The organism is Ruminococcus sp. 1001136sp1 (genome assembly GCF_039841815.1).
Classification (GTDB): domain Bacteria; phylum Bacillota; class Clostridia; order Lachnospirales; family Lachnospiraceae; genus Blautia_A; species Blautia_A faecis.
Window position 1 is genome coordinate 114190 of the sequence record NZ_JBDPGY010000004.1, and the last position, 22588, is coordinate 136777.

Below are 22588 nucleotides of genomic sequence, written 5' to 3' on the forward strand. Positions count from 1 at the left end.
GGTCCCCCGACCTGCAAATGCTCCTGTTCACGCTCTTTACCAAAAACACTTCGCCGAACAATACCGCAATATAATACATTATAATAATCCATGCCTACTGCACCGTCTCAATCATCTTCCCCACATAAGAATTCTGCACAAGCATAGGCTGTTCTGCTGCTCTCTTCATTTCCACCTGGATATTGCCTTGAATATCCTGCAAACACTCCAGAAGCAGCGGATTGAAGGTTCCGCACTCACCAGCCAGAATCATCTCCATAGCCTTCTCATGGGAAAATGCTTTCTTATATACGCGCTCACTTGTCAGTGCATCATATACATCCGCAACAGAAACCACCTGGGCTGCAATCGGAATTTCTTCCCCCTTCAGACCATCCGGATAGCCCTTGCCGTCATAGCGCTCGTGGTGCCATCTGCAGATCTGGTAAGCCACCTTCACAAGCTCCTCATCCTGATATACCCCAAGACTCTTCAGCATGGAAGCACCGATCAGGGTATGCTTTTTCATTTCCTCAAACTCTTCATTTGTCAGTCTGCCTGGTTTATTCAAAATCTTCTCGTCGATTCCCACTTTACCAATATCGTGAAGGGCAGATGCTATTGTGATCATGTACTGGTCAGACCATTTCAGATCATATTTGTCTGTTTTCTGCATCAGTCTGTCCAGCAGAAATCCGGTCAACATCTTTATGTGCTGAACGTGCTGACCGCTCTCTCCATTACGAAATTCTACGATATGGCTGAGAATATCTATCAAAATTTGACTATTTTTTTCTTTTTCGCGAATTTGATCCGTTACAAGTGTGATTAGGCGCCTCTGTTTTGCGTATAATTTAATAGTATTATATACACGCCGGTAAACAACTCTGGCATCAAACGGACGGCTGATATAGTCTGAAACTCCCATTTCATACGCCCGGCGTATATATGATTCTGTCTCCTCACTGGAGATCATGATGACCGGAATGTCCTCAATCCAATGGTTCCGGTTCATCTCCTCAAGAACTGCAAAGCCGTCCATGCCAGGCATTACAATATCAAGCAACACCAGTGAGATTCCTGCACCATACTCCCGAAGCACGGAGAGACATTCCTCCCCATTGCTTACTTCCATAGTCTTAAAATCATGGTGCAGAATCTCCGCAAGAATATCACGGTTCAGCTCAGCATCATCCACGATCAGAATCTGCTGTTTCAGCTCATCACGATTAACCTCTGCGCCATCTGCATTTCCAGCTTTTATCTCATTAGACTCGGTTACCACCAGGTTCTTACGGGTTTTCGCCTGGTACATAAAGCGGTCAGCTCTTCCTACCACACTTCCGATCGTTTCATCTGCCCCGGCAATTGTTCCTCCAATACTCACAGAAAGCTGAATTCCTGCATATCCCGGCACCGCAGCCAGATGAATCTTATCATGGATTTCCTGCAGTCTTCCGGCAAATTTCACTTCTGTTACTCCGGGAAGCACCAGAAGAAACTCATCCCCTCCATAGCGGATCAGAATATCATCCTTACGGATATGCTTGCATATGGTTTCTGCAACAACAGTCAGTGCCATATCCCCGGCATTATGTCCATATGTGTCGTTATAAAGCTTAAAATCGTCCAGATCGATCATGGCAATTCCAGCCGGTCCCATCTTGGACTTCAATTCTTCTTCATAATAACGTCTGTTGTATGCCTTCGTAAGAACATCCTGGTACAGTCTCTCGTTATATCCAGTAAGGCTGCTGATCAGGCGCTCATGATCTTTCCGGTCGATCAGGCTGCTTTTGTCCATTTTCTTCAAAAGCTCCATTACATAAGGATTACCGTCAATTTCCAGATATTTAGCCATGATCTGATAAATGTCATCTCCAATAAATTCCAGCTTGCACAGCTCTGCCTTCCGTAAAAAGGCTTCCATTGCCACACAGCCCTGGCAAAAATGTCCTATGCACAAATCTGCTTTTTTTGTCTGTCCGCCCTCTGCTGCCAACAGACCTTCTGCATTCAATTTCTCCAGTTTTTCCTGGTCAAGAAGCCTTACAAAGTTAAAAACCCTACGGTAACAGACCATCTCGTATTCTGCCTGCTCCATGGTGATTTTGTAATCTGATACCATACTTTATCCATCCTTCTTCGTTGTAAAGCATATTTGGACAATAAGCTTTCTCAACTCTTCCTCTGTATATGCAATATAATCTGGTTTTTCCATACCTTCCGGAACCGTATAACGGTGATGGTTCATCCAGATGGTCTTCCATCCGGCATTTTTTGCACCTGCAATGTCATTCTCCAGAGAATCCCCGATCATAAAAGTATTCTCCGGCTTCATTCCCCATTTTTCTTCTGCCATGCGGAAGATCTTCACATCCGGCTTGACCACGCCCACACCTGCAGACACGATCAGCTGATCCTCTGTAAACCATTTATCAAGTCCCAGTGTGTGGAACTTCTGAACCTGATGGGAAAAAGGTCCGTTGGTGATCACGCCCATTTTCACTCCGGCAGCTTCGCATTCGTCCAGCAGTTGTGTCATTACCCCTGAAACATGAAGATGGGACTGATTCTCTTTATATCTCTTCTGGAAGAGCTCTGCCTGCTCTCTGGTAAAGGGAATTCCCAGGTCTTTCATAGTATTTTCAATTCTGTAAATCCGGGATTCATGAATGGAAACCTGTCCACTCTCGCTGAACAGAAACATTTCAGCGCTTCTTTTCCCGAAAATCCGGTAAAACAGCTCCGGATCCGGAAGCTTCCTGCCCAGACTGAACTCACAGGCTGTAAGCAACGGCTCCATCTGGCTATATAAGGTATCATCTATATCGAAAACCAGAAATCTTTCGTTGTTCATTTTGCTGACTCTTTTCCTTTTTCGTATAACTCTAAAAAATATTATGCCGCAGTCTGCAGACAATAAAATAATTATACCTTTTTAAGGTAGGTTACGCAATCTATTATTCAGTTTTCTATGTGTTTTCTAACTATTTCAAAGCAGAGTATATTTGAAAAATCTGTTTCGCAACCGGCATGCCTCGCTTTGTGGGAAATTTTGCCCGAAAAAAGAGGTTCACCTTTTTTACAGATGAACCTCTCTCATTCTATTATTTACATTTCCGTGGCTGAATCAATCCCGGTTCTCCTGCCTTAGAGCGTGTCTAAAAAGCATTCCAGCAATCTGTATGCCTTACTAGAGCGTATTCGCCCAAGTGTTTAATTCCAGCCCTCGCCGTACTGGAGACCTGAGCCGCCTTCGTTATTCTCCCAGTCTTCCAGAAGATTATCATCCTGGCTGCTTCCCTGACCGTCACCGTTGTCCTTGGAATCCGTACTCTGTGTATTTGTGTTCTCGCCAAGAGTTACAGTTACCGTCTCTTCTTTGTAACCTTTTCCATCCGGAACCTCAAGGGTAAGCTCTACATCCTCACCTGGCTCGTAGTAGGAAAGGAAATCAATCAGCTGTTCCTTGGTTGTAACAACCTTGCCTGCAAATTTTGTAATGATGGATTTTGCTTCAATACCAGCCTCATCAGCTGCACCGCCTTCTGTTACGTCTCTTACAAGAACGCCTTCCGGAACACCGTATGCTTCACTTACTGCACTGTCAACACTCTTAACTGTGATTCCCAGAACACCGTGGTTATCAACTTTATCTCTGGTCTCCTCATTCATCAGGCTCTCCAGCGTATCTGTTACATCAGAAATTGCAATTGCATAACCGATACCCTCAACCGCTGTGGAAGCAAGCTTTGCAGAGTTGATACCAACAACCTCACCGTTCATGTTCAGAAGAGCACCACCGCTGTTGCCTGGGTTGATTGCTGCATCTGTCTGGATCAGGTTCGTAGCGGAATTGCTGTCGCTGTCATAATCGCCGACTGTATCATCAGAATTCAGCTGACGGTTCTTGGCGCTTACAATACCGGTTGTTACGGACTGACCATAACCAAGTGCGTTACCAATTGCAACAACCTGTGCACCAACCTTCAGGTCATCGGAATTACCGATAGTTGCAATCGTAATGGCATCCATTGTATCGCTGTCAATATCATCCAGGGAAACTGCTACAACTGCAAGATCCCTCTCGCTGTCATAACCTTTTACCTTAGCCTCACATGCTGTGCTGTCACAGAAGCCAACAGATAAAGTCTCCGCACCTTCTACTACATGATAGTTGGTTGCGATCAGAAGCTCGGAATCGTTCTTACCAATGATAATACCGGAACCGCTTCCCTGTACTTCTCTCTGCTCAGGAGAGTAAGCACCGTACTGACCAAACATTCCGTAGTAGTTCTGAACCTCTTCTACAGATTTGGTTGTAATGGAAACGATACTTGGCATTGCCTCTTCTACAATATCAGATACATCAAGGCTACCCTTTGCTGTACTCTCATCTTTGCTGTCATCCTGGGAATCATCCGATTTCTTCTCGGATTTCAGCAGCTCAACTTTACCTTCGCTTGCTGCCTGTACGTTCTGCTCATAGCCTGTCAGATAGTTAACTCCTGTATATGTCCCTGCTGCAAGGCCGCCTGCCAGTACTGCGCAAAGACTAATGCTTGCTGCCTTTTTAAGTTTTCTCTTTAATTCTTCATTTCTATTCTTCATGATAAAAGCCTCCTTTAGAAACTCCTTTATGTTCTTTTCATTTGATAGTTCACAGTATATAGACAATTTGTGTTCTCTTTGTGGGAAAAATGTGTTTAAATTGTTAAATTCCGCCTTTTAATATTAGAGCGTGTTTGAAAAATCATTCCCGCAATCTGCACGCCCCACTTTGCGGGAGATTTCACCCGAATTCGGTTGCCGTAGCCCGCTACGGCGCCCTCATCCGAGCGAAATCTCCCACAAATTGTGACGCACATCTTGCAGAAAGCCTTTTTCAAACACGCTCTAGCATTAAAAAACCCGGACTGCAAGGCAATCCGGGTAAAGAACAATCATCTTTATTTGTTCGGCATGATCCAGAATTTCATGGTCGGGTAGCTGAGAACTACCTGAACCAGAATGTTCAGAACATTTGCGAGTGTAGGTGCAAGTGCTTCGGAAATACCGATGTTTACGAAAAAGCTCTGGCTGTAAGCCGGAAGTGCTGCGGATACAAGCACCAGCACAACTGCAAGTACAATGTATTTCGGTACAGCCTTCTCAAACGCTGCATTGGATTTGAAAACCAGATTCTTCTGTACAAAGAAGTTTACGGTCTGAGCTGCTGCAGTTGCAACCAAAAAGCTTAAAAATCCACATAAACCAAGATTGGACTCGATATTATCTGCGTAATTGAACACCAGAAACTTAAATGGTGTATTTGCAAAGCTTTTGAAAATAAAACCGGTACACAGCCACATGATAATGAAGTTTGTAATAGTTGCACAGTTGGATAATACGTTAAATTTAATAAATTCCCAGATATTCGGGTGATCTTCGATTAACTGTTTGATTTTTCCCATAATGATACTCCTCCTATTTCTGCTCTTCCAGATCTTTCTCATACTGCTTGTTCAGCTTCTGGTTTCTGAAAAATCCGCTGATTACTTTTCCAAGTCCGCTGAAATGACCGTTTACAACCTTTAGAAGTCCCTCTACCATTTCCATGGAAACCATACCGCCTGTCATCTTGGCGATTGCACGGAATGGCATGTTGTACTGGAACAGGGTGTTCAGATCCGGAATTCCCGCTGCCTCGCTCTTTTTCAGCTTTTCACCCAGCTTCTTACAGATGAAGCGGGCAATTCCGTTCTTCGCGTAATACATCTGGCAAAGGGCATCGTTCATGCCAAGCTCGCCGCTCCAGCTTCCGTCCGGAATGGAATGTCCCAGGATCGTCTCGTACTCCTCATTTCCGATCTGCTGGATTTTTCCCTCCACGTAAGAAGAAACGCGGTTAGTATAGTATGGCATTACCTCAGTGGTTCCGATAATGGCAAGAGAATCCTGAAGACGGATATCCGCACAGCTTGCACCGATCATAATGCTGTAAACGCCGCCTTCTACTTCCCATTTATTTGTCTTCATATTCCAGTAACGGAATGTCTTGTCGTCGAACTTAATGGTAACGGTTTTCTCCTCGCCTGCCTTTAAGAACACCTTGGAAAAACCTTTCAGTTCCTTGACCGGGCGGAAAACTTTTGCTCCCGGAAGTCCTACATAAAGCTGGGCAATCTCTGCACCATCATACTTTCCGGTGTTGCGAAGGGTAAACGTCGCCCCATCCGGCTTCACCTGAAGATTGTCATATTCAAATGTAGTGTAGGAAAGACCATATCCAAATGGATAGTTTACCGGCACACCTGCGGTGTCGAAGTAGCGGTATCCTACGTAAATTCCCTCTCTGTACTCAGAGTTCCGCTCCTGTGACGGATAGTAATTGTAAGAAGGAGTATCCTCATATTTCTTAATGTAAGTTTCAGCAAGCTTTCCGGATGGGTTGACTTTACCGGAAAGAATATCAAGCACTGCACCTGCACCTGCCTGACCCATGAGAGCGGTGTGAAGCAGGGCTTTGAAATGATGGTGCCATGGCATTTCGATAACAGAACCTGCGCTGATGATACCAACCATGTTTGCATTTGCTTTTGCCAGCTCCTGAATCAGGTTGATCTGGTTCTGGGGAATGCGGAGATGCTTACGGTCAAGACCTTCTGTCTCGCTTTTTTCGTTCAGTCCGAAGAAAAACAGAACTACATCAGAACGGCGTGCAAGATCCACGGCCTCTTTTTTCATAGCTTCGTCTTCCTTGCCGTCACGCTGATAACCGCGGACGATTCCAGTTACGGAAATTCCGCTGGTCTCCAGCATGTCCTTGATGGAATCTACTTTTGTGGAGTTTACCATGGAGGAACCTGCGCCCTGGTATCTTGGGTCAAAAGCGAAGTCACCGATTATGGCTGCCTGAACCTTCGCTCCAACCGGAAGGATTCCGTCCTCATTTTTCAGAAGAACTGCACTGTTCTCGCAGGCAAGACGTGCCAGCTTGTGGTGCTCCTCATGAAGGGCTTTCTTGTCCGCCACTTTTTTATAATGCTTTGCATTCTCGGTGGTAGTAAGTACCAGATCAAGAAGCTCGTCTACGCGCTCGTCGATGTCCTTCTCACTGATCTTGCCGCTTTCTACGCTGGCAAGAAGCTCTCTTGCCGCATCAAGTCCCGGAGTCGGCATTTCCAGAGTGGAACCGTTCTTTACACCGAGAGAATGGTCGTTAGAAGCGCCCCAGTCAGTGATAACAGAGCCTTCGAAGCCCCACTCATCGCGGAGAATGTCTTTCAGCAGATGCTCGTTTTCGTTGGCGTAAACACCGTTTACCTCGTTGTAGCTGCTCATAACCGTTTTCGCGCCACCCTCTTTGATGGCAATCTCAAAACCGGTGAGGTAGATTTCACGGAGAGTTCTCTCATCTACCACCGCATTCATTGCCATACGGCGAAGTTCCTGGCTGTTTACAGCGAAATGTTTTGCACAGGCTGCTGCTCCTGTGCTCTGCACACCGCGGATAAAAGCAGCTGCCATTTTTCCGGAAAGATAGGGATCCTCGGAAAAATACTCGAAGTTACGTCCACAGAGAGGATTTCTCTTAATGTTCAGTCCAGGTCCAAGAAGAACGTTTACGTCTTCTTCCATGGATTCTTCACCAAGGGCAACGCCTACCCTCTGCTCCAGCTCTTCATCCCAGCTGTTTGCCATAGCTGCCGCTGTAGGAAAACAGGTTGCCGGTACTGCTGGATTGATTCCCAGATGATCTCCTGCTCCTGCCTGTTTACGCACACCATTCGGTCCGTCTGAACAGAAAATCGCCGGGATATCCAGACGCGGGAAATCTCTTGTCTGCCACTCGCTTTTTCCGCTGAGGAATGCGGCTTTTTCCTTCAGGGTCATGTTATCTATGATATTCTGATATTTCATGCTTGTGATCGCTCCCTTCTATATTGCCATAAATATAACATAACCCCGTCTGTAAAAGACGGGGTTATCACAAACTGTCAATATATTGCACAAGATGCATTAAAAAACCATTTATTTTTATCCCAGCACTTTCTGCAGCGTTTTCTCCAGCACCTGCAGATTCACAGGCTTGGAAAGATGTCCGTTCATACCGCTTGCCAGGGAACGTTTCACATCCTCGTCAAAAGCGTTGGCGCTCATTGCGTAAATCGGAATCTTTTTGCAATCCTCACGATCCAGATTCCGGATGGTCCGGGTTGCTTCCAGTCCGTCCATTTCCGGCATCATAATATCCATAAAGATCATATCGTAATATCCGGGAACGGATTCTTCCATGCGCCGCACAGCTTCTTTTCCGTTAACTGCCTGCTCGGTTTTAATTCCGTAATTTTCAAGAATCGTACAGATAATTTCCATATTCAGCTCATTATCCTCAACCACCAGGATTCTTTTTCCCGGGAAGCTGATCTCCTCCGGCTGGCTGGTGACCGTAGTCTTCTCTCCGCTTACCGGCTGAAGCTTCACGTTAAAGCTGAAGCTGCTTCCCTTACCAGGCTCACTTTCCAACTTAATATCGGAATCCATCATCCGCACAATTCTTCTGCTGATGGCAAGACCAAGACCAGTGCCCTGTTTTCTTGCATTTTCAGAATTATCCGCCTGCTCAAACTGCCGGAAAATAAGCTGCTGTTTCTCAGGTGCAATTCCAATTCCATCATCCCTGACCTGAAAATACAGATTGGAAAAGCCTTTCTCTTCTTCTGTCTCGCGAACGGTCAGCCACACATGTCCATCTGGTCTGGAATACTTCAGCGCATTTCCCAGAAGATTTACCAGAACCTGGTTCAGCCGCAGGGAATCTGCCATAAACCAATGGTTTTTCAGCTGGATATCTGCTATATACTGAATGTTATTTTCGTTCAGCTTCGCTTCCAGCAAAGGACGAAGTCCCTGTATCATCTCCATGAGATTGCATTTTTCTTCGATCAGCCTCATCTTTCCGCTCTCAATCTTGGACATATCCAGAATATCGTTGATAAGTCCAAGCAGATATTCCGAGGAGTACTCGATTTTTCTCAGACAATCGATTCGCCGCTCCTCAGTCTGTCCATCTTTCAATGCAATCTCCGTCATACCTATAATACCGTTCATAGGAGTACGGATCTCATGAGACATACGGGCCAGGAAATCCGATTTCGCCTTGGCAGAAAGATCGTGACGCTCCAGATTCAACCGGTTTTGAATAATTGCGCTGATTTCTTCCAGACACTTACACTCTTCTTTTTTCTCCAGAACATCCTGGTCAATGTCCCGGAATACAATACTTCCGGAATACTGTCCGTTATCTGTCATATGGAATACAATATCGTTTCTGCCTGAAGCAAAAGGCTGAATCAGCGGCTCTTTCCATATGCTTTCCCCGGAAGTCAGAAGCTGCTGCATTTCCTGTGTCTCCACAAAGTGCTGGTATTGCTTCTCAGAACAGTGGACCATACCGTCCCAGCCATCCTTTTTCTCCCAGGTTTTCCAGCAGTACAGCAGGTTATTTACCATATATTCCCCGTTGAAATGGGTGATCACAATGTCTGTCAGATGGTATTTCTCCTGCAGCTTCAACGCCAGAATATCCAGAACCACAGAAGTATCACCATCTCTGTCAAACAGGTTCAGAGCTATAGAGGAAAGTGTCATTTCCTTCAGACGTTCCAGAGAAGCCACCTCCGCAAATGCCACATCAACCGCACAGGCTTTTTCCACCGTTGAAAGCTCCTCATAGAACATGATTTCCTGCTTTCCATGACGTGCAGCTGTAAGAGCAGTCTTCGTCTGTTCAAGTGCCTCAGACAGCGAATTTCTGCTGCCTGTAACTGCGATTCCACATTTCAGGGAAAGGGACAGATGCTTCTCATCTGTAAGCGCCCCAAACTCCTTTTCCAGTCCCTGCACACTTCTCACGATCGGTCCGGTCGTACATACCGGCAGCCATACCAGCATCTGGTCTGCACCAGCCCTGATATAAATACCACCGTTTAAACCGTCCTCCTGGAAGCGCTTCGCCAGCAGACCGGCAAACTGCTCCAGAATAATATCTCCGAAGATCAGGCCATAACGCTCATCTATTTTGGAAAACTGCTGGATTTCCAGGAGTACCAGTACTCCCTCCGGGTCATCCCGACACAGTGTTTCCACAACCTCCAGTCCACTTCCAAGGCGGTAAAAAGAAGTAATGGAGTCATAAATCTGCTTTCTTTTCTGCGCCTGCTCCAGAAGCTTGTGCTGATGTACATTGTGAATGCAGCCAACGATCCTGCTGCGCTCTTTATTCTCGTCAAAAGTAATGCTTCCGGATAGATTTACCCACTGAAATTCTCCATTGACATGCTGCAGACGAAAATCAACATCCAGAACTCCTCCTGAGCTTTTTACCGCGTTTATCAGTTTTGCCTTATCTGCCGGATGGATACTGTCATTATCAAGAAATTCCGGATGCTTTCCGCAGTCCCATACACCGTCATTGCCTTTACTGTTAACTATTTCCAGCAGTTTTTCCTTACATTTGTAGGTAAAAAAGGCATCCTGGGAACTTTCTACCGCAATTCGATAGCGCTCCTTTTCCTCCAGAAGCTGATTCTCTGTCTGCATCTGAGCATCCGTCAGATTCTCTATCACTTTGTGGAGCTCATCAAGCTCCTGAATACCTGACTCCTGAAAACTGTGAATTCCCTTCACTCCGCCTCGTACACTCTCCACCAGATGGTAAACCGGTTCCGTCGCATACTGGACAAGAAAATAAACCAGAATAACTGCCATCAGGGCACTTCCCAGAATCGCTCCCAGGATTCTCTCATAAACATCGGAAATCAATCCATACACAGAATCCTCTGCAACAAAACCGCACAATGCCCACTGTGTATCTTCATACGGCACATTTCTGCTGTACAACTCCAGATTGCTCACAAGTCCGTAAATCTTCTGTTTCCCAATGGCAGCTCCTTGTACCAGCCTCAGATTCCCCTGCACCGGCTCCGCCAGAACAAAGTCACTTCCGTCCCGGCAGGCCGCATCATACAGCGCACCTTCACCGGCAATTCCCTCATAATTTCCATCTCCATGGTCTACCACAAGGGCAAATCCTGCATTCAGATCAGAATCCAGATCTTTTACTGGAAAATATTTGGTCAGATCATTCACTCCCACTTCAATTCCAAGCACACCGTAAACTGTTTTACCATAAACAAGAGGTACCGAATAGGTGATCATCTTATGATTATCCATATAGAAATCTTCCAGAATAAACGGCTTTGACCAGTACCCCAGGTTTGCCATACTGGTGCGGGAATCAACGTAGTTTGCTGCTGTTATATATGGCTGGTAAAAAAAGTCATCCGCATCTCTTTTCCCATTGCCCTGGAAGCGGAAATCTGTATGCCAGGAAGTATCCAGTGAAATGGACATGTTCTGTGACAGGACCTTACTTCCACGCTCCATCAGCAGATCCGTGCGGGAAGCCGTTTTGGTCTGGGGATCTGAGTCTCTCACCCAGAAGCCTTTGTATTCCCCTTCCGAATCTGTATCGCCGTCATTTCCCAGAACCAGAAAAATTCCAGAAGTGGAATTGTACTGCAAAACCTCCACCATATCGTAAAAAACTGTTTCCAGATATTCCTCCTGGACTCTTCCTGAGCCCATGAAGCCCTGCATGTCCATCTGATGATTGCTCAATACCTTTGTCAGCGCCGAGGAAAGATTATCACTTTCCTTGTTCACGCTACTCCACTGCTCGATCATATCGTTCTCCAGGACTACCTTACGGTTCTCCACCGTATGACTGTCCAGACCGATAACTGCATTCTCCATGTTTGAGCGGATTCCGCTGAAAATCAATGTCAGGAATGGGACTGCACCCTGTACAAACACAATGATCAGTATAGGAATCAGAAATATATTCAAAAGAGATTTCTTTTTCTTCACAGTCCTCCGCACCTCCTTATGTCCAGAATCTGTCTAAAAAACCACTTTGAATGTTTTTTCAAATACACTCCAGGCTATGGCAGAATTCCGTATACCAGTTCTGGAAATTCTCATCTGTCAGATACTGTGCAAGAGCCTCTTCCCGGCTCTCTCCGTCTACGATTGCAGCGTCCATGGCATCTTTATCAGCCTTTGCCTTGTCAGCCAGAGAATAATCCAGGATCTTACGGGCGCTGTAGCTATTGTCAAAGGCTCCAATTGTATAGAAACTTGTTTTATCAAAGTCTTCCATTTCCGTTGTAAAACAATCGTAAACCTTCTGGTTGACTTCTATATTATTCTCTTTGATAACGGAATCCAGTACATCTACGCTGTTGGCTTCTTTCAGAACCGGCATATAGGAGGATTCGCATACAAAGCGCAGGTTCTGGTTCTTCTGTGTGAACCATTTCAGGAATACACTTGCAGCATACTCATGTTCCTCATCAGACTTGGTCACTGCCATTCCGGCCCCCTGCTGAACTTTTATGTTCTCGCCGCCCTCCATAACCGGAGAATCACATACGATGTAATCAATCGGATAGCTTTCATTCTCTTTTTCCACGGTATCCGGGAAGTATACAGCGGAAGATGTGGAGCCTGTGTATGCAAGAATATCTCCTGTCTTCACATCATCGGAACGGAATTTTCCAAGAGATGCGAAATAGCCCTTCATATATGGTACATAGTAATTATCCCAAAGGCGGCGGATCAGATCTTCATCTGTGTTTAAGATCATTTTTCCATCTTTCACCTGGAAAATTTCCTTTCCCATCTGCTTCATGCCAATGATAAAATAGTTGGACATGGAGTCTCTGCCGTAGAATGCTTTTCCATCGTCCGGCACATCCGGGGTCTGCTCATCCGTCCACTCATAATAGCGCTGTGCAACCTCTGTAATACCTTCTGTAGTGGCAAGTTCATCCACTGTAGTTCCAGTGGCTTCTGCAAAAGGCTCCCAGTCAGTCTTATTGATCATGGTGATCTCTGTAGATTTGGCAACCGGGAAAAGATATAAAGCGCCATCCTGGTTAAAATAGCCCTCCTGGATGTAGGAATCTACATACCTGGACAGCTCATCTTCTGTAAAATACACGGAAAGGTCTGCCAGCTTGTCCTGCTCTGTACTGCGTAAGCAGTATCAGAATAGGAAGAGAAAATATCCGGCAGTTCTTCTGCTCCTACTTCTCCATTCAAAGAGCTGTTGACTGCTTCCTCAAGGTCGGATACGGAACCCTGACTGTAGCTCTCCACGTAGATACCCTCCTCTTTTCCAACGGAGGCGTTAAATTCCTTTACAAGGATGTCAAACATTGCCTGTTGGGCACCGTTGTAATAATGCCAGATTGTTAGGGACACCGGGTGATCCGGATCCAGCTTTACAGATTTACCGCTTCCATCTTTGCTGCTTCCACAGCCAGCTAAAGATGCGGTCATTATTGCGATTAACATCATTGCCACACATTTTTTCTTCATACTCTTTTACTCCCTCACGGCACCTGATGCCGCAGCTTAACTCAATATATACTTCTGCCTGCAGCACTGTCCAAAGACCGGCTGACATGGCAGACCAGAGCGTGTTTGAAATTCCAAATCTTCAAAACAAAAAGCCCCTGCAACAAGTAAAATGCATCGCTGACTTCTACGGAATACAATATCCTTTCCAGCGTTTTTACATGTCACATGGGTAAATTTATAACGCATAGGCTTATTATAGGAAATGTCAGAAAAAGAATCAATAAATATTCATGAAAAAGGACAGAAAATATTTCATTCCTGTCCTTTCAAAATATACGTTATTTCACAGTCACCTTACACTTAACTGTTTTCTTCCCTGCTTTCACCGTAATTACGGCTGTTCCTTTTTTCTTTGCAGTAATTCTGCCCTTGGAATCTACCTTTACCACCTTGGAGGAGCTGGATTTGTAGGTGATTTTTTCTTTGCTTGTTACTGGTTTTAAAACCGGTTTCAGGGAATATTTCTGATTTTTCATTAATTTCAGTGTTTTCGGCACACCTTTGATCTTTGTGGTTTTTACAGCGGTTTTCTGGACTTTTACGGTAACAGACTTTTCATATCCGCTGTTCAGGTATATGTGAATACGGGTTTTGCCTGTAGTCTTACCGGCGGTAATGTTACAGGTTCCATCTGAACTAACAGATACATCTGCAATACTCCAGTTATCAGTACTCCAGGTGGAAATGAAATCTCCCTTTGCAAGCCCGGTTACTTTCAGACACTTCGTCTTCTGTCTGGTCTTCAGCACAATACTGGACTGATTCAATTTCATTGTTGGCTGCAGTCTGTCCCGGGTAATTTTTGTTTCCTGCTCGCCGCATGCACTGCAGGTACGTGTCTGGACTTCTTCCTCATCCACAGTTGCTTCCTGGGTTACTGCCCATGCAGAAAATTTATGTCCGGTTGCTTTTATTGTAGTTCTCTTTTCCGTATCGCAATATCTGCAGGTGTATTCATCGACTCCGTCATCTGTACAGGTTGCATCTTCATGCCATGACCTTACCCAGCTATGTCCGGTTGCCGGAATTGTCTCTTTCTTTTTGTCACCACATCTTCTGCAGGTATAAGTTTTTTCTCCGTCACTTTCACAGGAAGCATCTTCTGTTGTTTCCCCACGGTTCCAGTCATGACCAAGTGCCGGTGTTTCTTTCGTATAGTAATCACCGCAAAATTCACAGATTTCTTCTTCGGATCCTGAATAGGTACAGCCACTCATTTTTATCACATGTGACTTGTAGGAATGAGTATGGTTCGGATTGTAGCTGTAATATACGGTTGTATTTGAATCACAAATGTATCTGGGCTGCCACGTGCTGCTATTTGCATAGCAGCGGATACTTCTCAGCTTGGCACAGTTTTTAAACGCATCATTTCCTATAGATGTCAAACTTGCCGGGATTTCTATGGTTTCTAACGCATTACATCTGCCAAAAGTCTGATCTCCAATTCTGGTCAGACCCTCTGAAAGCTTTACACTTGTCAAGCTGGTACAGCCCTGGAATACACCGCTTCCGATGCTCGTTACGCTTGCAGGAATAGTTATGCTTGTCAAACTGCTGCAGTTCCAGAATGCCTGAACTTCTATTGAGGTTACCGTTCCCGGAATGGTTACACTTGTCAGACTGGTACAATTGCCAAATGTCATACCATCTATGGTTGTTACGCCTTCTGGAATTGTCACACTTGTCAGATTGGTGCAGCCGGTAAATGCACGGGAACCAATGCCGGTCACTCCTTCAGAGATAACCACGCTTGTTATTTTAGTGTTGCCAGCAAATGCATCATCTGCGATGCTTCCAGTTCCGGAAATTACCAGTTTCCCATCATCTGACAAGGTGTAGGTAATTCCTGTGTCTTCTCCATCTGAAAAAACCAGGGCTTCGTCTGCTGTTGCCGCTTCCTCATTCTGCCATTCTGCAGCTGCTTCCATGCCAGACGCATCTGAGAATGAATCCTCGGATGACTGATCCTCCACCTGATCCATCTCCGGAGTCTGAACCGGTTCCTGAACCTCATCCTGATTGTCCAGCCCCTCATTCTCCACTTCGTCAAAAACTGCTTCTGCTACTTCCTCAGAAGAAAAATCAGCTCCACTTACTGCCAGTGCTGCTCCGTCTGCACTTGTGATTGCCAGCAGCAATGCTGCAGCCAGTGCCAGTCGTCTGTTTCTCATACGCTTTACCTCGCTATTCTTTTTTTCGTCTTTTCAAACACACTCCAGAGGCAAAGATTTTTCCATTGATATCTGCTGTATAACACTAAACGCTTCCCCAAAATGGATAACCTGCTATTCTGCAAATGAGCCCGCAGCATACTCCCTCCCCAAATTTGTCAGACGATTGATTTAATGATAAAGCAAAACAGCATTTAAAGCAATTAACTAACAGCATAGTATAGACGATAATTCATAAGTCGAAAACTATTTCTTCAATGTCTCATTCATACTTCCCATTCGGTATCCCTGAAGATCCATGGTCACGTATGTGAAGCCGTATTCTTTGAATGCTTTCACGATCTGGTTGCGGTTCTCCAGGACTTTCTGGAGTTCATCTGGCAATACTTCAATTCGTGCCAATGTACCATGAATACGCACACGAAGCTGATGAAATCCCAGATCCAGAAGCAGCTGTTCTGCCTTGTCTACCATGCCAAGTTTCTCCTTCGTGATAGTCTCACCGTATACAAAACGGGAAGAAAGACAGGCGAAGGATTGTTTCTCCCAGGTGGGAAGGCCAAGATCTTTAGACAGGGCACGGATGTCTGCTTTATACAATTCGCTGTGGCGCAGCGGGCTCTTCACCCCCAGCTCTGCAACAGCCTGTAAACCAGGTCTGTAATCACCATTGTCGTCCATGTTGGAACCCTCTGCCACTGCATTCAGCCCCTCTTTTGTGGCAATGTCCCAGATTTTCTCAAATAATTCTTTCTTGCAGATATAGCAACGGTTAGTCGGGTTCTGGCAGAAGCCCTCAATTTCCAGTTCTTCAGACTCTACTGTAATGTGGCGGATTCCTTCCTTCTCACAGAAGGTCTTCGCCTCTTCCAGTTCTCTCTTCGGGAAAGAACAGGACATGGCAGTAATCGCGATACATTTATCCCCCAGCACATCGTGTGCTGTTTTCAAAAGAAACGTAGAGTCCACCCCGCTCGAAAAAGCCACAGCCACACTTCCCAGACTGCGTAAGTATTCTTTTAAAGCTTCGTATTTATTCTGCTGCTCTTTGGTTGCAGTGATTTCGCTCATATGATTAGCCTCCTGTGGCGATATGTTGCTATTTATGTTACTACGAATTATCCTAGTATGTCAATGGGATTAATTATGATTCTCTTCTTTCAACGATTAAATTATCATTTGCAGCTCTCATAGTGGTTCTAAGAAGTCTCCCTATAGTGTCAATAGGTTCCTTGTTTATTTTGATACTTTTAATAAGTCACAAAACATAAATCTTTAAGCGCTATATACAAAAAAGAAGTCAACATCAACTAATGATATCAACTTCTTTTCATCATTCTTAATTTAAACGCTAGGTTCATTCCTCCTGGCGTTCTTTCAGTCTCTGTTCAGCGGCAATCCGTTTCGGATGCTCCGGCGGATAACATTCCCGGAAGCCTTCCACGGCGGCTTTCAGATATATATCTTCTTTTTCCTCATCTCCAAGTGCACGGTAAACGCGTGCCAGATTCCAGGTAGGCTCTGCGACTGCCGAACCTACAAGTCCATTTTCCTTCGTAAGCTCCAGTGCCTCTGTCAGATATGGGATCGCTTCTTCCGGCTTTCCCAAGTCCAGGTAGACTACACTCATATTGTTATCCACCATCAGAAGCAAAGAACCCTCACGATAGCCATTCTTAAGCAGCTGATTGCGAACCGCAAGATGACATGCCAACGACTCTTCCCTTCGTCCGGCGGCATTATACATTCGTGCCAGTTCCTCTGACAGGGCAGAATACATCTGATTTTTCTCACCACAGTACATTTTGCACCTGTCCGTTGCTTGTTCCATACAATAGGCAGCTTCTTCCATATTCTGATCCATAGCTGCAAGCTGACCACGAAGCTGCCATATTGCATACTCACTCTCACCCTGACGCTTTCTTTGTATCTGTTGTATCTGCTCTATTTTTTCCAGACAATCTGCCAGCTTTTCTTTTTCCTGAAAAAACATATGACATTCTGCTTTTGGATAAAGAAAATCCAGTATTCTCTGGCTATGCCCCCATTGTACACACATGAGGATTCCACGTTCTGCCCACATTTCAGCCTTTTTCACATTAAGCTTTAACATCTGCATATTCGTCTGCAAAAGCGCATATCCAATTTTATAATCAATATTATCCTTCTGTTGAAAAATTAAATCACAGATCTCCCGGTAACACTCATAATTACTGTTCTGCTCCAACCTATTGCAAAAATCACTTATAGCAAACAACATCCATTCCGATGATAGCGTTCTCTTTTTCAGCTGTTCGCGGAAGAGTTCTATATATTCTTCGTTTTGTTCAGGTTTTGTCTCTGTCAGACACGCTACCATAAACTTCGTCTCATTGGAAATCTCTGCACATCTTTTTTCCAGTTCCCGGATTTTCCCGCACATAGGAACCGGCAGCTCCAGATATCGGGCAGCCTCTGCCGCCAGTGCCACAAGCTGGTCACTGACCGCACCCTGCACTCTGGATATCCCCTGAAAGACAAGCCACGCAATTTCCTCCATGCGGGAATCCTCGTCTTTCGGTGCCTGTTTCGGGAAAAAGCACTTCCTGACCCGCTCCCAGAATGGCTGAAACTCTGCTTCTAAAAAAGCCTTTGTACACAGACTCTCTGCAATTACAGGATGCATACGGTAACCATTTCCTGTATCTTCCAACCATCCGAATTTCACCAGCCTGCCAAGTGCCTTTCCAAGAGTTTCATTTTTCTTCAAAAATCCCTGAAAAAACATCACTGTAAAGTTCTGGTCAATTTCCTGATAGGGCAAAAGCGCGAACATCCTTGCCAGCTGGCTTCCTGTTTCTCCAATATCAGCCAGTCTGTACAGCCCACGGTACATATCAATGAGTCCGGACTCTTCTGCAACATCATTCCAGTTATTCTGCAGCTCTTCTTCCAGATAATCCCAATTACCAAAATAGTAGGTCCCCGCTTTTCCAAGAAGCTTCAATGTCAGAGGATGCTGAAAAATCTCTTTTTCCAGCAAACGACTCAGCCGGTCTTTTTCCTCTCTGGAAAGTATTTTGTTGTAATTGTCACGAAAAATCAAACTTAAGGCACTCTTTTGCGGTGCCTTTATGCCAAATGTAGTAAACCCATCCAGATGTTTCTGACGTGAAGTAACAAATATGGTGCACGGCAGATCTTTCAGTTCTGACAGGTAAGGATCTTCCTCTTCCGTATGGTTCATATTATCCAGAAAAAGCACTGTTTTTTCCTGATGCTCTTCTGACAGATGATAGATACTTTCGTGAAATCTTTCTTCCACGCTCTCACCAGTAAGATTCAGAAAACTTCTGGAAAAGCTGGCCGCCAGATTCTCCTCATACTGAACAGCTGCGATCCGGCACTTTACTTCTTCCTGCTCCATCCAGCTCACAAGCTGACGCATGAGTTCTGTTTTTCCAATTCCTCCAATTCCGGAAATCAGATACTTTCCGGAATTGAAGAACATCTCTTTCAAGTCATATAACTCTTCTTCTCTGCCAAAGAAATGGCTGGCTTTCACAGATTTCCGGAACAATTCACAGTTTCGCAGGGTGAGAAAGCTCTGCCTGGTTTCCCCGGATTCCTGATAAATACAGCTCCAGATATATTCCGGCTTTAAGTCTTCACGGTTTCTTACCAGTTTCATTTTTGCCCCGGATATTTCCGGCCCCGCCATCGCGTGCAGACTAAGCAGGGTAAACAGCCAGGCATCCCCAAAGGACTGGGAAAAATCCTTCTGTTTTTTCTCTATGTAATCGATCCAGAAGATCAGCTTTTCCCCACACTCTTGGGACAGCCATGGATCTGACTCCATGACCATGCCCAGAAATTTTCTCAGCTTCTGTACAAACACAGAATGGTTATAATTTTTCTCTTTCAGGAATTTTTCAAAAATCAGTACCTGACTGCCAAATGTCTCCGTATTCAGACCTTCCAGCACTTCCTCTATGTATATATGATACAAGGGAAAGCTTTCCTTGCGGTTACAGAATTCCGAATGATAGCGGTTCTGACTTCCATCCTTTCGAAAAATCATTTTTCCGTGTCTGGTGCTTTTCCACTCATAGAGAAGATATTCATCCCAGAATCTGACCAGAGTCAGACCCTTTTTACTTTTTTCTCCTAGAATTCCGGTAGAATAGACCGGATAATCTTTCACGGTAAACAACCGATATAAGTTTTTCAGCGAAAGCAACACATTTGCCTGCTCATCTTTTTTCATGTCACGTTCTCTCCGGTTGTAAACACAGTTCCTTTTTTATTACTGTCTGCTGGTCACCTGACCAGCAGCACTTTTTACAGGTAACTAAATACAACAACTGATTTCTTATTTTTTGATTGTAATCTTAGCTTTCTTTGTGTACACGCCAAACACCTTCTGTTTCTGCTTGTTCAGCTTATATGCACACGCACGTATATAATAGGTATGTCCCTTCGTCAGGTTCTTCACAGTTACCGTATTCTTTTTGGATCCCTTGATGTCCACAATATCATAAAGATTGGAATCTGCGGTAACCACAAACGCATATCCGGCAGCACCTTTTACCTTGGATGCCGTAATGGTGATCGTGCCCTTCTTGTTATTCTTTACACTGATCTTCTTTACCTTCGGCACAACATAGGTTGTAAACTTAACAGCCTTGCTATACTTTCCAGTAACCTTCTTGCCACCGCCCTGTGCGATTGCTCTTACTTTTACATAATAGGTCTTTCCAGATTTCAAACCGTAGATCAGTTCATTGTTTTTATTTTCCTCGACAATATAATTCTTTACATTCTTCTTGAATTTCTTGTCAGTGGAAATTGTGATCTGATATCCGGTTGCACTTGCAATCCGCTTCCAGGAAATCTTGGCGCCATCGGTAAGCACATTGGTGGCCTTGGTTCCGGTAACCTTCGGAAGCTTGGACGGAATTACAGTGTTCTGATTGTTATCAGAAGTGTTCGGAGTCTTCGTCGGTTCCGGAGCAGATGGTGCCTTAGTCGGCTCTGCGTTCGGAGCTTTTGTCGGCTCTGCCGTTGGAGCTTTCGTCGGTTCTGGTGCCTTGGTAGGATCTGGGTTCTTTTTCCAGTTTGCAGTCAGTTTAACACCACTTACCAGTTCACCCATTGATGGTGTGTAAGAACCGGAAAAGTTTACTTCTTCATCATCCGCATCTACTGTCGTCCATCCGGTAAAGGTATAACCGCTTCGTGTAGGCGCTTTCAGCTCAATACTGTTTCCACCTGTGAAAGTGGATGGGTTGGAGCTGTCATTTGTTCCGCCAGCCAGATCATAACTAATTGGAAGCACATCACCATTTTCATAATAAAAATGATAACGTGTATTAAAGTAATTGTCCACATAAGAATTTTTTACAACGTATAATTTACAGCTGTCCTTGATGGAATCAAAGGCATAATATGTGTTCCTGTCTCCTATAGAAGCCATAGAGTCATAATCCAGATCCAGTACACGGGCCGGAATGTGAATCTCTGTAAATTTACAGGAATCAAATGCAAAACCGCCTAACAATACTACATCTGACGGAAGTGTATAGCTTCCTGCCCAGCTTTTTCCTGCAGGATAGGTGAAAATACTGCTGCCAGCCACTTCCCCTCCGCTGCTTTTATAAACCTTACTGTAAAGCACACCGTCCTGGGAAGAAAGGTACGGATGTCCTGCGTCAACTGTGATTTCTTTTAAGCTTGTGCAGCCCTTGAACATTGCACCAACTGTATATTTTACATCAGCACCAATGCGGATACTTACAATTCCACTGTCGGTGAACTGATATTTCAGGCTGTCAGTTCCATGAATATATACATTTTCAAGATGGAGGTTCTTGCAGCCCATAAATGCACCTTCTCCGATACCTCCGCTTACGCTTGCCGGAAGAGAAGTAAATCCTGTAAGCGCTGTACAGCCTGCAAAAGCATAACTTCCAATAGTGGTTAAGCCCTCCGGGAGATTGATGTAAGTAAGGTTCTTGTTATCCTTAAATGCGTCCCAGCCAATTTCCTTCAGTGTGGAGGGCAACGTTACTTTTTTCAGTGTTTTAATGTTTTCTCCCCGTCCACTCGAGGGACTTCCATCCTCATTCCATTCATAAGCTACAATAGTCGAAATTCCATCGACATATGTAAGTCCTTCTGCAAAAGAAACCTCCTCAACATCGGCACAATACTGATCCCAGCCCAGTTCCAGCTCGGATGGGGCATTGTAAATTCTTTTCAGGTTACATTCTCCATAACTGTAAAAAGCTTCTTTATCAATCTCGTTATAAGCCCCTGTTGGCGGCAATGTTATCTCTTCCAGTTTCGGACAGTTACCAAATGCCTGCTTCTCGATTTTTACAGGCTGTGCACCGCCTACTGCGTCATTAAAATGCACGATTTGAAGATTCTTATCCCCATAAAACGCACTTTCTCCAATTACAAGCCGTGGATTCTGCGGCAGCTGAACGGCTGCCAGTCCGTCGAATGCATCCTTACCTCCCCCGAAGCGATTATCTGTTGAAAATGCATATGGTGCCACGTAGCAGAGTGTATCCGGAAGAATCACCTTATACATCATATAGTCGCTATTCTTTCCATCGTAAAAGAAACAGCCAAACCGGGCCCATGTGTAATCATATTCTGCATCCGGCCTATAATTACCAATTCCAATTACCTTCTTCGCCACACCATCCTTATACACATATGACGGAACCTGCAGTTCCATAACAGCCTCGGTTACTGCGCTGATAATAGCTTCTCCATTTGTTCCATATTCATGGGCATACCAGATCTGCCCCTGACTGTCTGTCCAGGAAAATTCTTCCTTGTTCCACTTTTCGCCGTCGAACTGGAAAAACTGTCCTGAGCCTTCTGCATGCACGCTAAGCGCCATACCCAGGCACATGATAATGCCAAGGAACAGCATTTTCACACATTTTGAAATTTGTTTTTTCACTCTT

General features: G+C 44.8%; 13 protein-coding genes. All 13 read right to left on the bottom strand.

Annotation, left to right across the window (positions count from 1 at the left end; translation table 11 throughout):
* Positions 1-94 precede the first annotated feature (94 nt).
* The 13 genes from ABHC48_RS04885 to ABHC48_RS04945 all read right to left on the bottom strand — a co-directional run bounded on the left by ABHC48_RS04885 (position 95) and on the right by ABHC48_RS04945 (position 22584).
* Entirely contained in the window at positions 95-2107 is a 2013-nt protein-coding gene (locus ABHC48_RS04885; RefSeq protein ID WP_226836839.1) for a diguanylate cyclase, read from the bottom strand.
* A 3-nt stretch (positions 2108-2110) separates the two neighbouring features.
* Positions 2111-2839, bottom strand: a complete 729-nt coding sequence (locus ABHC48_RS04890) for an HAD family hydrolase (protein WP_118577735.1) — start codon at positions 2837-2839, stop codon at positions 2111-2113.
* A 359-nt stretch (positions 2840-3198) separates the two neighbouring features.
* Positions 3199-4593, bottom strand: coding sequence for a trypsin-like peptidase domain-containing protein (locus ABHC48_RS04895; RefSeq protein ID WP_347505188.1), 1395 nt, complete (start codon positions 4591-4593; stop codon positions 3199-3201).
* Positions 4594-4688: 95 nt separating this feature from the next.
* Positions 4689-4850, bottom strand: coding sequence for a DUF6783 domain-containing protein (locus ABHC48_RS04900; protein ID WP_306467751.1), 162 nt, complete (start codon positions 4848-4850; stop codon positions 4689-4691).
* Positions 4851-4931: 81 nt separating this feature from the next.
* Positions 4932-5435, bottom strand: a complete 504-nt coding sequence (locus tag ABHC48_RS04905; protein ID WP_118577927.1) for a GtrA family protein — start codon at positions 5433-5435, stop codon at positions 4932-4934.
* A gap of 13 nt (positions 5436-5448) precedes the next feature.
* Positions 5449-7884 (bottom strand): glycoside hydrolase family 3 C-terminal domain-containing protein, encoded by a 2436-nt coding sequence (locus ABHC48_RS04910; RefSeq protein ID WP_347505191.1) that lies wholly within the window; start codon positions 7882-7884, stop codon positions 5449-5451.
* Between the two features lie 117 nt (positions 7885-8001).
* Positions 8002-11895 (bottom strand): ATP-binding protein, encoded by a 3894-nt coding sequence (locus ABHC48_RS04915; protein WP_347505193.1) that lies wholly within the window; start codon positions 11893-11895, stop codon positions 8002-8004.
* A gap of 58 nt (positions 11896-11953) precedes the next feature.
* Positions 11954-13030 (bottom strand): extracellular solute-binding protein, encoded by a 1077-nt coding sequence (locus ABHC48_RS04920; RefSeq protein ID WP_347505195.1) that lies wholly within the window; start codon positions 13028-13030, stop codon positions 11954-11956.
* Positions 12994-13410, bottom strand: coding sequence for a hypothetical protein (locus ABHC48_RS04925; protein ID WP_320054996.1), 417 nt, complete (start codon positions 13408-13410; stop codon positions 12994-12996). The genes ABHC48_RS04920 and ABHC48_RS04925 overlap by 37 nt, the downstream gene beginning before the upstream one ends.
* A 320-nt stretch (positions 13411-13730) precedes the next feature.
* Positions 13731-15626 (bottom strand): leucine-rich repeat domain-containing protein, encoded by a 1896-nt coding sequence (locus tag ABHC48_RS04930; RefSeq protein ID WP_195589564.1) that lies wholly within the window; start codon positions 15624-15626, stop codon positions 13731-13733.
* Positions 15627-15872: 246 nt separating this feature from the next.
* Positions 15873-16697 (bottom strand): ATP-dependent sacrificial sulfur transferase LarE, encoded by an 825-nt coding sequence (gene larE / locus ABHC48_RS04935; protein ID WP_195408836.1) that lies wholly within the window; start codon positions 16695-16697, stop codon positions 15873-15875.
* Positions 16698-16983: 286 nt separating this feature from the next.
* Complete coding sequence (locus ABHC48_RS04940) at positions 16984-19872, bottom strand: tetratricopeptide repeat protein (RefSeq protein ID WP_195982874.1); 2889 nt, start codon at positions 19870-19872, stop codon at positions 16984-16986.
* Between the two features lie 105 nt (positions 19873-19977).
* Positions 19978-22584: a leucine-rich repeat protein gene (locus ABHC48_RS04945; RefSeq protein WP_195982873.1), complete on the bottom strand. Its 2607-nt coding sequence runs from the start codon at positions 22582-22584 to the stop codon at positions 19978-19980.
* Positions 22585-22588: the final 4 nt, after the last annotated feature.

Coding starts and splice junctions, on each gene's coding strand:
- ABHC48_RS04930 (WP_195589564.1), bottom strand. CDS start 15,626: ATGAGAAACAGACGACTGGCACTGGCTGCAGCATTGCTGCTGGCAATC.
- ABHC48_RS04925 (WP_320054996.1), bottom strand. CDS start 13,410: ATGAAGAAAAAATGTGTGGCAATGATGTTAATCGCAATAATGACCGCA.
- ABHC48_RS04905 (WP_118577927.1), bottom strand. CDS start 5,435: ATGGGAAAAATCAAACAGTTAATCGAAGATCACCCGAATATCTGGGAA.
- ABHC48_RS04890 (WP_118577735.1), bottom strand. CDS start 2,839: ATGAACAACGAAAGATTTCTGGTTTTCGATATAGATGATACCTTATAT.
- larE (WP_195408836.1), bottom strand. CDS start 16,697: ATGAGCGAAATCACTGCAACCAAAGAGCAGCAGAATAAATACGAAGCT.
- ABHC48_RS04910 (WP_347505191.1), bottom strand. CDS start 7,884: ATGAAATATCAGAATATCATAGATAACATGACCCTGAAGGAAAAAGCC.
- ABHC48_RS04940 (WP_195982874.1), bottom strand. CDS start 19,872: ATGAAAAAAGATGAGCAGGCAAATGTGTTGCTTTCGCTGAAAAACTTA.
- ABHC48_RS04885 (WP_226836839.1), bottom strand. CDS start 2,107: ATGGTATCAGATTACAAAATCACCATGGAGCAGGCAGAATACGAGATG.
- ABHC48_RS04895 (WP_347505188.1), bottom strand. CDS start 4,593: ATGAAGAATAGAAATGAAGAATTAAAGAGAAAACTTAAAAAGGCAGCA.
- ABHC48_RS04900 (WP_306467751.1), bottom strand. CDS start 4,850: ATGTGCGTCACAATTTGTGGGAGATTTCGCTCGGATGAGGGCGCCGTA.